The sequence below is a fragment of the Luteimonas endophytica genome, assembly GCF_029887875.1.
In the GTDB taxonomy this organism is placed as follows: Bacteria; Pseudomonadota; Gammaproteobacteria; order Xanthomonadales; family Xanthomonadaceae; genus Luteimonas; species Luteimonas endophytica.
In genome coordinates this window covers 1-13887 of sequence record NZ_JARXRM010000023.1, presented here as the reverse complement: position 1 = coordinate 13887, position 13887 = coordinate 1, and the positions used below count along the sequence as shown (strand labels likewise).

At 72.5% G+C, this 13887-nt stretch carries 12 protein-coding genes; all 12 read right to left on the bottom strand.

Annotation, left to right across the window (positions count from 1 at the left end; genetic code table 11):
* A complete protein-coding gene (locus QFW77_RS05040) occupies nucleotides 1-807 on the bottom strand; it encodes a type II secretion system protein, XpsN-like (protein WP_280573257.1) in 807 nt (268 codons plus the stop codon).
* A complete protein-coding gene (gene gspM / locus QFW77_RS05035) occupies nucleotides 797-1408 on the bottom strand; it encodes a type II secretion system protein GspM (protein WP_280573255.1) in 612 nt (203 codons plus the stop codon). Before gspM ends, QFW77_RS05040 begins: the two co-directional genes overlap by 11 nt.
* On the bottom strand, nucleotides 1389-2492 hold the full coding sequence (locus tag QFW77_RS05030) for a PilN domain-containing protein (RefSeq protein ID WP_425603278.1): 1104 nt from the start codon (nucleotides 2490-2492) through the stop codon (nucleotides 1389-1391). Before QFW77_RS05030 ends, gspM begins: the two co-directional genes overlap by 20 nt.
* Nucleotides 2493-2565: 73 nt before the next feature.
* Nucleotides 2566-3432: a type II secretion system minor pseudopilin gene (locus tag QFW77_RS05025; protein WP_280573252.1), complete on the bottom strand. Its 867-nt coding sequence runs from the start codon at nucleotides 3430-3432 to the stop codon at nucleotides 2566-2568.
* Nucleotides 3429-4100 (bottom strand): prepilin-type N-terminal cleavage/methylation domain-containing protein, encoded by a 672-nt coding sequence (locus QFW77_RS05020; RefSeq protein WP_425603277.1) that lies wholly within the window; start codon nucleotides 4098-4100, stop codon nucleotides 3429-3431. The genes QFW77_RS05025 and QFW77_RS05020 overlap by 4 nt, the downstream gene beginning before the upstream one ends.
* 2 nt (nucleotides 4101-4102) lie before the next feature.
* Nucleotides 4103-4540: a type II secretion system protein XpsI gene (gene xpsI / locus QFW77_RS05015; protein WP_280573250.1), complete on the bottom strand. Its 438-nt coding sequence runs from the start codon at nucleotides 4538-4540 to the stop codon at nucleotides 4103-4105.
* Entirely contained in the window at nucleotides 4537-5034 is a 498-nt protein-coding gene (gene xpsH, locus QFW77_RS05010; protein ID WP_425603274.1) for a type II secretion system protein XpsH, read from the bottom strand. The genes xpsI and xpsH overlap by 4 nt, the downstream gene beginning before the upstream one ends.
* 14 nt (nucleotides 5035-5048) lie before the next feature.
* Nucleotides 5049-5450: a type II secretion system major pseudopilin GspG gene (gene gspG, locus QFW77_RS05005; RefSeq protein ID WP_280573249.1), complete on the bottom strand. Its 402-nt coding sequence runs from the start codon at nucleotides 5448-5450 to the stop codon at nucleotides 5049-5051.
* 295 nt (nucleotides 5451-5745) lie between these two features.
* Nucleotides 5746-6963, bottom strand: coding sequence for a type II secretion system protein XpsF (xpsF, locus tag QFW77_RS05000; protein WP_280573248.1), 1218 nt, complete (start codon nucleotides 6961-6963; stop codon nucleotides 5746-5748).
* Complete coding sequence (gene gspE, locus QFW77_RS04995; protein WP_280573301.1) at nucleotides 6963-8696, bottom strand: type II secretion system ATPase GspE; 1734 nt, start codon at nucleotides 8694-8696, stop codon at nucleotides 6963-6965. The genes xpsF and gspE overlap by 1 nt, the downstream gene beginning before the upstream one ends.
* 237 nt (nucleotides 8697-8933) lie before the next feature.
* Complete coding sequence (locus tag QFW77_RS04990) at nucleotides 8934-10817, bottom strand: S8 family peptidase (protein WP_280573246.1); 1884 nt, start codon at nucleotides 10815-10817, stop codon at nucleotides 8934-8936.
* Nucleotides 10818-10930: 113 nt separating this feature from the next.
* On the bottom strand, nucleotides 10931-13887 hold a 2957-nt coding region (locus QFW77_RS04985), incomplete at its 5' end, for a YadA-like family protein (protein ID WP_280573245.1).

The following is a 13887-nucleotide window of genomic DNA, read 5'->3' as shown; positions in this document are numbered from 1 at the left end:
CTACGGGTTCTGCTCCTGACCTGCCGCCTGCTGCTGCGCCTCCTGGCGCAGCCGCGCGCGGCGGGCCTCGATGCGTCGGCGGATCGCCTCGGCCTGCGCGGCCGGGGTGATTTCCTCGGTAGCGGCCTGCGCCGGGTCCGCAGCCGAAGCCGCAGCCTGGACCGCAGTCTCGGCGTCGGGTGCTGCCGGCTGCCCGGCGGACGGCGCGGGCACGTGCAGGACCACCGGCGGCGGCGGCGCTCGCCGGCGGCCGCCGTCGCCGTCATCGGGCCGGCGGGTCACCGGCGTGGGCGGCTCTCCACCCACGCCGTCGAACACCCGCAGTTCCAGCGCGCGCTCGCCCTCCGGTCCGGCGAACACGGCGCTGCGCGGTCCCACCGAGGTCAGCGACCAGGCCGGTGCGCCGGGCGCCGCTTCGCCGACCTTGATCCGCAGCGGCTCGCCACCGCCGCTCGGCTGGACGATCGCCATCTGCAGATCGGGCGTGATCATCACGCTGGTCAGCACCACGTCGAACTCGCCCGGCCCTTCCTCGCCCTCGCCCTGGGGGTCGAGGAAGAACGGCCGGTGGCGGCGATCGGCGGCGAATAGCGGCCGGTCGCCGATCTCGGCGTACTGCGGCAGCGGCCCGAGCCGCTCGTCGCCGCCGACGCCGCCCTGCGGCAGCGGCTGCAGCAGCGACGGATCCTCGGGCAGCGCCGCGATCCGGCCACCCAGGCCGAACAGTGCCAGCAGCCACACCCAGACCGCCCACAGCGCGATCGCGGCGAGCAGGCGGGTACGCGCACCGGCGGCGTCAGGGCGCATCGGCGCTCCCCGGGGCCGGCTGCAGGTAACCGTAGAGATCGAAGCTGACGTCCAGGCCGACGCCCTGCCCGGCCTGCTCGGCGGCCATGTAGTGGGCCTGCGACAGGATGTTGAGGTTGTCGACGAACAGCCGCGGGGTGCCGCTCTCCAGCGCGTACAGCACCGCCGCCAGTTCCGGGCTGCCGCAACGCATGCGCGCCTGCACCACCACCCGCGGGAAGCGCTGCGCACGCACGTCGTTGAGCGGGGAACGGTTGATGATCGCGCAGCTGCGATTGCCGGGGCTGGCCTCGGCGACCGCGGTCTCGAGCCGCTGCACCAGCGCCGCGGTGGCCAGTTCGGGGCTGCGCTCGGGCAGGAACCCCGGCAGCCGCGCCACCCGCTCGCGGAAGGCCTCGGTACGCTCGCGCAGCTCCGGCGCCTGCGACAGCACCATCCGCGCGCGCAGGTCGCGCTGCTGCAGGGTCTCGATGCGCGCACCCAGCTCGCGCATCGGCACCGTCCACCACGGATGCACCAGCAGCAGGTAGCCCAGCGCGAGCAGCGCCAGCAGGATCGCCAGCGCCAGCCAGCGTTCGCGCTCAGGGATCGCGTTGCGCATCGGCCCCTCCGGTGGCGCCGGACGCGGCGGCGGCGGACTGCTCGACCGCGATCTCGGCGGTCAGGGTGAAACGGTCGCGGCGGGTGCGCGGATCGGGCTGCACCGCCCCGGTGAGCGCCGGCGAACGCCACAGCTCGGACTCCTCCAGCTGGCCGATCAGCGCCGAGGCCTCGCTGCTCAGGCCGATCAGGAGCATGCGCTCGTTCTCGATCGCCAGCTTCTCCAGGTAGGTATTGTCGGGCAGCCGCCGGCTGAGCTCGTCGAGCAGCTCGACCATGGTCGGCCGGGCCGCGCGCGCCTGTTCGAGATGGCGCATGCCCTCGATCAGTTCCTCGAGCTGCTGGCGCTGCGCCGAGGCCGCGCGCGCCTGCTCGATCCGCGGCAACGAGGCCTGTTCGAAGGCGTCGGCGGCGGCACGGCGGTTCTCCAGCACCTGCCACAACGCCGCCGCGGTGGCCACCAGTGCGACCGCCGCCAGGGCCAGGTTCCAACGCTGCCAGGAGTCGGCGCGGCGGTACCGGCGCGCCTCCGGCAGCAGGTTGACGCCGAGCGGCTCGCCCGCGCCGTCGTCGAGGTCGACGCCGGCCAGCCCCTCGGCCGGCGGGCCCAGCGCCGCGAGCGCCGCATCCACCGCGTGGCGCGGCGCCACCACCAGCTCGACCTCGAGCTGGCCGTCGGCACGGCGCCCGAGCAGCCGCGCATCGAAGCAGACATCGGCCGCCGCGAACGGGGTCTGGCGGTCGACCTCGAAGCCCAGCACCTCGCGCAGGCGCTCGGCCGCCGCGCCCGGCAGCAGCATCCGCCGGCGCAGGCCGGCGGCCGCGGGCAGCACCAGCCAGCGCGGCAGTTCGCCCAGCTGCGGCCGCAGCACCCGCGTCAGCGGCTCTTCGGCGGGCGGTTCGCCCGCGGACCATGGCAGTTCCGCCAGCAGCCGCGGCTGGCCGCCGCGCTCGAGCATCAAAGCCAGCGTATGGTCGTGGCGGCGCAGCAACAGCCGCTGTTCGACCAGCCCCAGCAGTTCGCGCAGGCGCAGCGGGAGCCAGGCCAGCAGCGCCCGGCTCCACCACGACCAGAAGCCGTGCATGCCCGGGCGCAGCCGCCCGCCGACCCGCCCGAAGCGCTGGCGGAGCGACGTGCGCGCAGCGATGTCGTCGGCGTCAACCATCCGGTGCCGAGGTCCCCTCCTTCCAGCGCAATGGCGTATAGGCCGCCCCGGGGAGACCGTTGCCGCCCGCGCGCACCACCGCCTGCAGGACCGCGTCGCGGCCGTCCGGCAGCCGCGCGCGACTGTCGATACTATACGTGCCGCTGCCGCCGCCGCCGAGTTCGGCCGCAAGCTCCATCGCGGGCGCCATCCTCCGCTGCTCCAGCAGCGGCCCGGCATCCAGTCCCATCGCCTCCAGCACCTCCGCGCCGGCGTAGCGCTGGTCCGGCCGCGCCTGGCCGCTGTGCACGGTGACGTGTTCGCGCAGCACCGCCACCAGTTCCGCGGTCATGCCCAAGACCAGCTCGAGCTCGCCGACGCTTTCGAACGGCGCATCCTTGGCCCCGTAAGGCAGGCCGGCGGCGGCGTACTGGGGATCCTCGGCCGCGCCCTGCGGCTGGCCGAGATCATCCGGATCGCGCCAGTCCAGGATCGCGCCCGCCAGCGCACCGGCCTGGCCGGGTTCGGCACCCGCCACCCGCAGCAGCGCCGCCAGCAGCGGCTGGTCGGCGGCGTTCAGGTCGACCTTGCCGGTCTCGTCCACCACGCGGACCCGCAGTTGCGCATCGGCGAACGTCCAGGCGTACTCGCGGCCGTCCGGCAGCCAGCGGGTCGCGAGATCCTGATCGGCCAGCCGCGCCACCGCATACTCGAGACCGGCGCGTGCGGCCTCGGTCCCGGCCACGCCGCGATGCAGGACCCGGCCCTGCATGTGCTCGACCCGCGCCGTCAGGGCGAACCCGCCGACCAGCGCGGTCAGCAGCGCGACCAGCCACAGCACCAGCAGCAGCGCGGCGCCCCGGGGCCTGGCCGCGGTCACGGGATCGCCCCCTGCAGCGCGTCGTCGCCGATGCGGCCATCGCCCTGCGGCAACGCCACCACCAGCACCGGCCAGGCACCGTCGCGCTCGCCCTCGATCTCGATCCGCACCTGCAGCGGCAGCTGCATGGCGGCGTCCCACCGCTCGAGCCAGCCGCTCAGGCGGCCGTCGGGGCCGAGCCCGCGATAGCTGAAGCGCACCGCCACCAGCCCGGTGGCCAGCGGTTCCGGCGGACGCGCATCGCGCTCCTCGACGGTCGCGCCGGCCAGCACCGTCGAGAAGGCCACCTCCAGGCGTTCGAGCCCGCCGCCGTCGTCGGCCACGCCGATGTCGTGCAGCGCCGGCCCGCCCCGGCCGAGGTAGTTCGGCAGGTCGGCGACGAAGCGCATCCGCTGCGCCTCGCCCTGGAAGCGCACCGGCGCGCCGCTGCGCTCGTCGATCGCGAACGCCGTCGGCTCGGCCGAGACCAGCCGCCGGCGCAGGAATCCTTCCGCGGCGCGGATGCGCTCGCTGCGCTGCGCCAGATCCTCGCCGCGTTCCACCGTGGCGGTGGCCGCGCGCAGGGTGGCGAACGCCAGCGCCAGCCCGGCAGCCAGCAGCACCGTGGCCAGCAGCACCTCGATCAGGGTGAAGCCGCGCACCCGCGAGCCGCGCCTGCGCGAACCCAGCCTCACAGATCCGCCCCGCTCTCGACGTCCGGCTGGACCAGCCGCAGCGAGCGCAACTCCAGGCGCTCGCGCGCGCTGTCGCCCCAGGCGACGGTCAGATGCAGCGCCAGCATCCGCGGCGCGAACGGATCGACCAGTGCCGGCGGAGGCAGCTCCGGGTCGACATAGGGCTCGACCTCGAGCACCCACCGGTAGCGGCCGTCCTCGAGTGCGCCGTCGCTGCGCCCGGGCTGCAGCACCTCGCCCACGCCCACCTGCGCCAGCAGCGACTGTGCGTGCAGCGCGGCGCGCCCGGCGTCGGCCGACCAGCGCACCTGGCGGGCGGCGCCGGACAGGGTGCCGAGCAGCAGGGTGAGCGCCAGCGCCAGCACCGCGAACGCCACCAGCACCTCGATGAGGGTGTAGCCCCGCTGCCGCGACCCGCGCTGCCTGGCCCTCATGGGGTACGCTCCGCGCGGTGCAGGCGCACCTCGCCGGTCAGCCAGGCCACGTCCACGTTCCAGCCGGCGCCGCCGGCCTCGAGCCGCACCCGGCCGCCGGTGGAAGCGCCATCGTCGAAGAACACGATCGCGCCCTCGCCTTCGCGCGGCTGCACCTCGCGCGCCCCGGTGAAGAGGATCTCCAGCTTCTCCGGAATGCTGCCGCTGCGCCCGCCCGGTGCGCGCCAGCTGTGCGCGGCAGGGTCGATCGCGAACTCCTGCGGGACGCCGGTGGCGAGAGCATGCGCGCGGGTGTAGCGCAGGTTGGCGGCGATCTCCTTCGCGCTCGAGCGCAGTTGGATGCGTTCGATGCCGCCGCCGAGCACGCCGACCGCCAGCACGCTGGCCGCGGCGATCAGCGCCACCACCACCAGCACTTCCAGCAGCGAGAATCCGCGCGTCGCCGCATTGCTGGCGATCGCGGTCGCCCGTCGTCGCGGCGCCACCGCCTTCATCCGCCCGCCATCGGCTATTCGTAGCGGATGTCGGCGTCGACGCTGTCGCCGCCGGGGCTGCGGTCGGCGCCGTAGCTGACGATGTCGAAGGGGCCGGCCTCGCCCGGCACCCGATACTCGAACGGCGTGCCCCAGGGATCGTTGAGTTCGGCCTGTTTCGCGTACGGCCCGAGCCAGCCGCCGGCGCCGCCGGGCTGGGTCACCAGGTCCTCCAGGCTGGAGGGAAGGCTGCCGGTGTCCATCTGATAGCTCTGCACCTTCTCGGCCAGGGTCTGCACCTGCGCCTTGGCCAGGTTGACCCGGGCGCGGTCGCCGCCGCCGAGGATCCGGGTGGCGGCGAAGGCGACGATACCGCCGATCAGCACCACCACCAGGATGATCTCGATCAGGCTGAAGCCCCGCTCCCGCGAGCCCATCGGCCTTGCACCAACGAGGCCGTCGGCACGGCTAGCGCCAAGGAATCGCCCACCGGCACTGCTTTTTCCCGTCTTCACCTCCACCGGCCCTGCGCCAATGAGGCCGTCGCCACGGCTGGCGCCAGTGAGTTGCCGAGCCGTACCGCGTTCCGATCGCCCCACCCGCACCGTCCCGGTGCCGGCGGGTGCTTCGCCGGCACCCGCATCAAGGAACCGCCGACGTCCATCGCCGCACGCCACGGAAGAAGAAACACCCCAGCCGGAACCCCGGCAACCGCGATAGGAATTCATGCAATCAGCCTATGACATTGGTGAGATCGTAGATCGGGATCAGCACGGCGAGGATCACCACCATGACGATTCCCGCCAGCAACAGGGTCACCACCGGTACCAGCGCCGCCAGCATGCGGTCCAGCGCCTGCGCGGTTTCCTGTTCGAACGTATCGGCGGTCTTGAGCAGCATCGCATCGAGCGCACCGGATTCCTCGCCCACCTGGATCATCTGCAGCGCCAACCGCGGAAAACGCTTGCTGCGCCCGAGCGCGGCCGCCAGCCCGGCGCCGCCCTTCACCTCCTCGGCGGCGGCCTCGACGTCGGCGGCGAGCGCGCGGTTGCCCAGCACGTTGCGGCCGATGCCCAGCGCCGCCAGCAGCGGCACGCCGTTGCGCAGCAGCGTGCCCAGGGTGCGCGCCAGCCGCGCGGTCTCCAGCCGCGCCACCAGCGGCCCGGCGAAGCGCACGCCGAGCAGCCAGGCATCGAAACGCGCGCGTACCGCCGGGTCGCGCAGGCGGCGGTCGAACCACCATAGCGCCAACGCGGGCACCACCAGCAACAGGATCCACCAGTCGCGCACGAACAGGCCGATGCCGAGCACCACCTGCGAGAACAGCGGCAGCTCCGCGTCGAGGCTGTCGTACATCGCTCCGAACTGCGGCACCACGTAGCCCAGCAGGAACAGCAGCGACATGCCCACCATGGCCAGCAGGATGATCGGGTAGATCAGCGCGTTGACCACGCGCCCACGCAGCGCCCGGCTGCGTTCCAGGTAGTCGGCCAGGCGCTGCAGGGTCTCGTGGAGGCTGCCACCTGCCTCGCCCGCGCGCACCATGTTGATGTACAGCCGGGAGAAGGTGCCGTGCTGGCGTTCCAGCGCGGCCGACAGCGGACTGCCGCCGCGCACCGCATCGCGCACGTCGCTGATGGTGCGCCTGGCCGCGGCGTCTTCCGGCAGGTCCAGCAGGATGCCCAGGGCGCGGTCCAGCGGCTGCCCGGCGGCGAGCAGCGTGGCCAGCTGCTGGGTGAACTGCACCAGGCGCTGGCCCGAGAACGGCTTCGGCTTGAACAAGGTGCGCCAGGCCGTCTCGCCGCCGCCCTCGCTCGCCAACCGCGCCTCCACCGGCAGATGGCCCTGCTCCTGCAGGCGCTGTACCACCTCGCCGTCGCTGGCGGCCTCCATCTGGCCGTCCAGCGTCTCGCCGCGGACGTTGAGCGCCTTGTAGCGGTAGAGGGGCACTACGCGTCCTCCGTCACCCGCAGCACTTCCTCGATGGTGGTCACGCCGGAGAGCGCCTTGATGATGCCGTCCTCGTACATGGTGCGCATGCCGGCGTCGCGGGCGATGCGTTCCAGCTCGCCCATGCCGGCGTGGCGCATCACCGCGCGGCGCAGCTCGTCGTTCATCACCAGGAACTCGACGATCGTGGTGCGGCCCAGATAGCCGGTGGCCGCCAGCTCCGAGGGCCGGGGCCGGTACAGGAAGATCTCGCCGTGCGGCTGGAAACGGCGCAAGTCGAACTTCTCGATTTCCTCGGGCGAGGCGCGGTACTGCTCGGCGTGGGTGGGCTCCAGCCGCCGCACCAGCCGCTGGGCGAGGATCCCGTTGACCGTGGAGGTGAGCAGATAGTCCTCCACGCCCATGTCGAGCATGCGGGTGATCCCGCCGGCCGCGTTGTTGGTGTGCAGGGTCGACAGCACCAGGTGGCCGGTGAGCGCCGACTGGATCGCGATGCGTGCCGTTTCCAGATCGCGCATCTCGCCGATCATGATGATGTCCGGATCCTGGCGCACGATGCTGCGCAGGGCGCTGGCGAAATCCAGGCCGATCTGCGGCTTGGCCTGGATCTGGTTGATGCCTTCGATCTGGTACTCGACCGGATCCTCGACGGTGATGATCTTGACGCTGGCGGTGTTGAGCCTGGACAGCGCGGTGTAGAGCGTGGTGGTCTTGCCCGACCCGGTGGGCCCGGTCACCAGCAGGATGCCGTGCGGCTGCTCGAGCACGCGCTGGAACTGCGGCAGGAATTCGTCGGTGAAGCCGAGGCGGTGGAAGTCGAACACCACGGTCTCGCGGTCCAGCAGTCGCATCACCACCGACTCGCCGTGCGCGGTGGGGACGGTGGACACGCGCAGGTCCAGCTCCTTGCCCTGCACCCGCAGCATGATGCGGCCGTCCTGCGGCAACCGGCGCTCGGCGATGTTGAGCCGGGCCATGATCTTGACGCGGCTGATCACCGCCGCGGTGAGGTTCGAGGGCGGGCTTTCGCCTTCCTCCAGCACGCCGTCGATGCGGTAGCGCACCTTGAGCCGGTTCTCGAACGGCTCGATGTGGATGTCGGAGGCGCGCAGCTCCACCGCGCGCTGGATCACCAGGTTGACCAGGCGGATCACCGGTGCCTCGGACGCCAGGTCGCGCAGGTGCTCGACGTCGTCGGCGTCGCCTCCGCCCTCGCCGTCCGCGGTCTCGACGATCGCGCCCATGGCGCTTCGGCCCTGTCCGAACCAGCGCTCCACCAGATCGTCGATCTCGGAGCGCAGGCCGGCCACCGGCTGGATCCGGCAACCGCTCGCCAGGCGTACGGCGTCGATCGCGTAGTCGTCGTGCGGGTCGGCCATCCACACCGCCAGCCGGTCGCCGCGCATGCCCAGCGGGCACAGGTGGAACTGGCGCAGGAACCGCGCCGACAGTTGCGCCGCGTCCTCGACCGCTTCGGGCGGCGCCTCGGGCACGTCCTTGGCCGCCAGCAGCGGCACCGCGAGCACCTCGGCGCAGGTTTCGGCATGGTCGCGTTCCGACACCAGGCCCAGCCGCCCCAGCAGCGCGAGCAGGCTGCCGCCCGACTCGGCATGCAGACGCCGCGCACGGCCGAGGTCGGCCTCCTTCAGCCGGCCCCGTTCGACCAGCGCGGCGATCAACCGCTCTTCGATCGAGACACCGTCTGGAGCGGCTTCGCCAGGGGCTTCCAGCATCGCGTTCACGCGTCGGCGATCCTCTGCTGCTTGGCCAGATCAGGAGGCCGACTGTAGCAGTTCGATTGGCGCATCGCAGGCCGCCGGATGAACGCCGCCGGAGCCGCCAGCACGGCCCGGAACCGAGAAGCGAAAAGGCCCGCGCGGTGCGTGCACGGCTGGTGCGCCCAGGCGGCGCGCCAAAAAAAAGAACCCCGGCCGAAACCGGGGTTCTGGTGCAGCCGACGAACGCCCCGATCAGCGGTGGCGCGCCTGCAGCGTGACGTTGCTGAAGGCCCGCTCGCCCACCAGCTTGACGTAGTACACGCCCGCCGCCGGATTGTTGATGCGGATGGTCTCGCTGTTGCCCGGACGGGTCGAGTTCCACTGCCCCGCGCCGGCCTCCGGCTCCTCGTCCAGGCTCACGTGCAGGGACACGTCGCCGCTGCCGCCGCTGGTGGTGATGCTCAGCGGCCCGGTCACGCCGGCGGGGACCTCGATCGCGTACAACGCCTCGCTGCCGGCGCCGCCGCTCAGGCCACGCACCGGCACCTTGTTGACCAGCTCGATGGCATCCGGACCGCAGTCCTCGATCTCGGGATCGCAGGGCTCCTCGAGCGCGGCATCCAGCGCCGCGGTCGGGTCGACGATGCCGGTGCCCAGCGGGGTGCTGGCCGGGATGCTGACCGGGAACGCGCGCGCCGTGTCCTTCAGCAGCGCCTCCATGTCGGCCGGGCTGAGCGGATCGCGCGCGGCCGCGACCAGTGCGCTCTGCACCAGCGCCGCCACCGCGGCGACGTGCGGGGACGCCATCGAGGTGCCGGTATAGCCGCTGTAGAGATAGTCGCCCGAATCGGGCGTGGTCGCCGCGTCGGAGCCGGCCTGGAGGATGTAGCCGTCCCACCCGCCGTTGCCGGGGTCGGCACTGCCGCCGCCGCCCGGCGCCGACAGGTCGACCAGGTCGCCGTAGTTCGAGTACGAGGCCTTGCCACCGGTGATGCGGGTCGCGCCCACCGTGACGACGTTGTTGCAGCTGGCGGGGCGGAAGTTCACCACGTTCGAATTGCTGTTGCCGGCTGCCACCACCACGGTACTGCCGTTGGCCACCGCGGTGTCGATCGCGCTCTGGTAGACCGCGTCGCACGGGGCGCCGCCGCCCAGGCTCATGTTGATGACCTCGGCCGGGTTCTCGTTGGCCGGGATGCCGGCGACGGTGCCGCCCGAGGCCCAGACGATGGCGTCGGCGATGTCGGACAGGTAGCCACCGCAGCGGCCGAGTACGCGCACCGGCAGCACCTTGGCGTCATGGGCGAGGCCGGCCGCGCCGAGGGCGTTGTTGGTGGTCTCGGCCACGGTGCCGGCGACGTGGGTGCCGTGCCAGGAGCTGTCCTGCACCGGCGAGCCGGCGTAGCACTCGTCGGCCACCGGGTTCCAGTCGCCGTAGTCGAGCGCGCCGGGCACGCGGTCGTCGGTGCCGCGGCGCGACACGAACGCGTCGGAAATGAAGTCGTAGCCCTCCAGCAGCTGCCCGCCCATCATGTCGGGGTGCTCGGGAAGGATGCCGGTGTCGAGCACCGCCACCACCACACCCTCGCCGGTGTTCACGTCCCAGGCGCCCTCGGCGTCGATGCCACCGGGGTTGTCGGTGCGGAAGTTCCACTGGTACTGGGCGAAGAAGGGATCGTCGGGGGTGAACTGGGGCTGGGCCTCCAGCTTGCGCACCGGGCCGAGGGCGTAGTCGCGCTCGTCGATCACCGCGTACTCCACCGCCGGGTCCGCGGAGATCTCGCGCACGAGGTTTTCCAGCGCGGCGCGGTCGAGCTTCTGCGACAGGCGCAGCAGGTCGGCGCCGATGCCGAGGCGGCGCATGTGGGTGGCGGAGACGGCAGCGCCGCGGGCGGACCTGACGCCGGCGCCCGCGCGCGCGGCGGCCGACTCGACCGCGCGGGCCTTGGCCATGTTGCTGGTGCTTTCGAGGGTGCCGCTGCGGTACTTGACGATCACGCGTGCGCCGGCCTGGATCTCGGCCGCGGGCTGGGCGATACGCGACTGGCCGATCCTGGCCTCCTGGCCGGCGGCATGGACCGCGGGGATTCCGATCGCCGCGGCAATGGCGGCACACAACAGGGTCTTACGCTTCATCGACACTTCTCCTCGCATGTATGGACTTTCTTATGACATTCGTCACTGCGTGAACGCGGACCGTCCCGTCGGCCCCCCTGCATGCCTGGGGAGCGGTCCGCGCATTTGTTTCCTTACCAGCCGAAGCCGGCACCCACACCTACCGATTTCTCGTCGCCGCTGAACGCACCGCCGAAGGTCACCGTGGCCCGATCGCTGATCGCGCGCTGGTAGCCGACGGACAGAGCGCTTTCTCCGCCCTGGAAGCCGACGCCGACGCCGACCCGGTTCTGGGTGCGGATGCCGGCGGCGCTGGTCGCCATGTTCAGCATCGCCGCGCCCATCGCGCCCTGGCGGTCGATGCGGCGGTCCTGGTCGTGGAAGCGACGCTCGACATCGCCGTGGAAGGCGTCGAAATTGTCGTGCCAAGCGGCGACCTGCGCATCGGTATAGGCATTGGCCGAATTCAGCGTCTGGGTCGCGGTGGACTTCACCTGTGCAACGTTGGCAGCGTCAGTATCGGCGGTGCCCGCCGCCACGTTGGTGACCTGGCGCTCGTTTCCGGCGCTGCCGACCGAGACCGCGTTGGCGCGGTCGGCGACCGACCCCTGCCCCAGCGCCACCGCGCCGGCGGCGGTCGCCGAAGCGCCCTGGCCGATGGCGGTGCCGGAGGCCGCGGTGACGCTGGCGCCCTCGCCCATCGCCACCGCATTGGTGGCCGCGGCGGTGATGGTGGCGTTGGCGCCCACCGCGGTGCTGCCGTCCGCCTCGACCCGTGCGTTGCCGCCGATGGCGGTGTCGTTGGGGCCGTGCGCGTAGGCGTTGCCGCCCATCGCGATGCCGTTGTTGCCGTTGGCGGTGGCGTTGGCGCCCACCGCGACGGCGTTGCTGCCCGTGCCGACCTTGGCGGCCTCGCCGGTGGGCGCGCCATCGACGGCCGCGCGGTTGCCGATGTTGCCGTTGCCCGCGTCGGCGCCGACCGCCGAGACGCGCAGGTCCAGCTGGCTGATCTGCGCATCCAGCGCCCCCAGCGCATCGCCGATGGAGTAGTAGTTCGCTCCCTGGATCGCGTAGGTCGGCGCAGCGATGGTGCCGAACGCAGTCACCGTCGCGCCGCCGCCGATCACGTCCGCCGCGCTCTGCAGCGCGCCGTACATCTGGCCGCCGTTGATCGCGTCGGTGCTGCCGGCGCCGACCGCGCCGGCCGCGACGTTGCCGATGACGGTACCGTCGTCGCCGTCCAGCGTGATCGCTGCGCGGCTGTCGTCGTCGTAGGACACCGCGTTCCCGACGATGCCCTCGACGTCGCCGACGCGGTCGCCGAGGTCGGCCACCTGGCCTTCGACCACATCGACGCGCTGGTTGGTCTCGAACAGCTGGGCGCCGTTGACCGCATCGGTGCTGTCCTCGCTCACTTCGCCCGCGGCGACGTTGCTCAGCACCGTGCCTTCGGCGCCGGCGAAGGTGACCGTGCCCTGGGTGTCGTCGTCGTAGACCACGGCGCTGTCGCTCAGTTCGCCGAGCTCACCGGCCACCGTGTTCAGCTGCGCCAGGTTCACCGCATCGGTGTCCTCGGTGCCCGCGGCCACGTTGGTGATCTGGCGCTCCAGCCCCGCGGCGCCCACCGAGACCGAGCGTTCCCGGTCGGCCAGCGAACCCGACCCCAGGGCCACCGAGTTCAACGCGCCCTCGGCGACCTCGGAACCGGCGCCGATCGCGATCGCGCTCTCGGCGTTGGCGAACGAATTGGTACCGATGGCGATGCCGTGGATGTCGTTGGCGAACGCCTGGGTGCCGACCGCGACGCTGTTGTCGGAATAGCCGAAGGCGCCGCGGCCGATGCCGATCGAGTTGGTGGCCGGGGCCCAGCTGCCGTAGCCGATCGAGATCGAGCGGGCGCCGGTGGCGTAGGAATCCAGACCGACCGCGACCGAGTCGACCCCGGTGGCCCAGGAGAAGCTGCCGACTGCTGTCGCGCCATCCGCCGTGGCCCAGGCGTAGCTGCCGGTGGCGGTGCTCTGTTCGCCGTTGGCGCGGCTGTTGTCGCCCAGCGACACGCTGTAGTCGCCCTGGGCGTGGGCCTTGTGGCCGGCGGCAAGGGTGAACTCGCCCTCTGCGCGGGCACCGTAGCCGAGCGAGGCGGCATTGCTGCCGGTCGCTTGCGCCCCGGCGCCGACCGCGGTGCCGTAGTCGCCGGCGGTCGCGCCGACCATCACCACGTTGCCCTCGTCGTCCTCGATGGGCCAGCCGAACTGGTCGAAGGCTTCGCCCATGCCGCCGATCGCGGTGCTGGCGATGCCACCGGCGTCCGCGCCGGCGCCGAATGCCGAGCTGTCCTGTCCGAAGGCGTTGGCATTGAAGCCGACCGCGGTGGCGTTGACCGCCTGCGCCAGCGCGCCGCTGCCGAAGGCCGATGCGCCCGTATCGTAGGCGCTGGCCGAGGAGCCCACCGCGGTGGCGTAGTCCGCATCGGCCAGCGCATCGGAGCCGGCCGCCGTGGCGCCGTCGCCGGCCACGTAGGCCTCTCCCTCGCCGGTCGCCTTGAAGTAGCGCGCGGTTTCCTCGGCGCCCTCGGCGACCTCATTGAGCTGCGCCACGTTCACCGCGTCGTTGTCGTCGACGCCGTCGCCGACGTTGACGATCCGCCGCGTCGCCGGGTGCCCGCCCGAACCGGTGCCGTTGCCCACCGACACCACGTTCTCCTCGGTCGCGCGCGAACCCGCGCCCAGCGCGACGCTGCTCGCTCCGTTCGCCCATGCGTTCAGGCCCACCGCCGTGGCGTTGATCCCGCCATAGGCGAACGAGTCCCGGCCGATCGCGGTCGAACCGACCGAGGTCGCCCATGCGAACTGGCCCACCGCCGTGGTGTTGTCGGCCGTGGCCCACGAGGTGCCGCCCACCGCCGTGCTGTTGAGGCTGGTCGCCCGCGAGCTGCTGCCCAACGCCACGCTGGCGCTGCCGCTGGCGGTCGAGGTGTTGCCCAGCGCCGTGGCATTGCTGCCGCTGGCCAGCGCCGAGATGCCCACCGCCGTGCTGCGGGTGTTGCTGGCTTCCGCGCCGTAGCCGAGCGCCGTGGCGAAGTCGCCGCTGG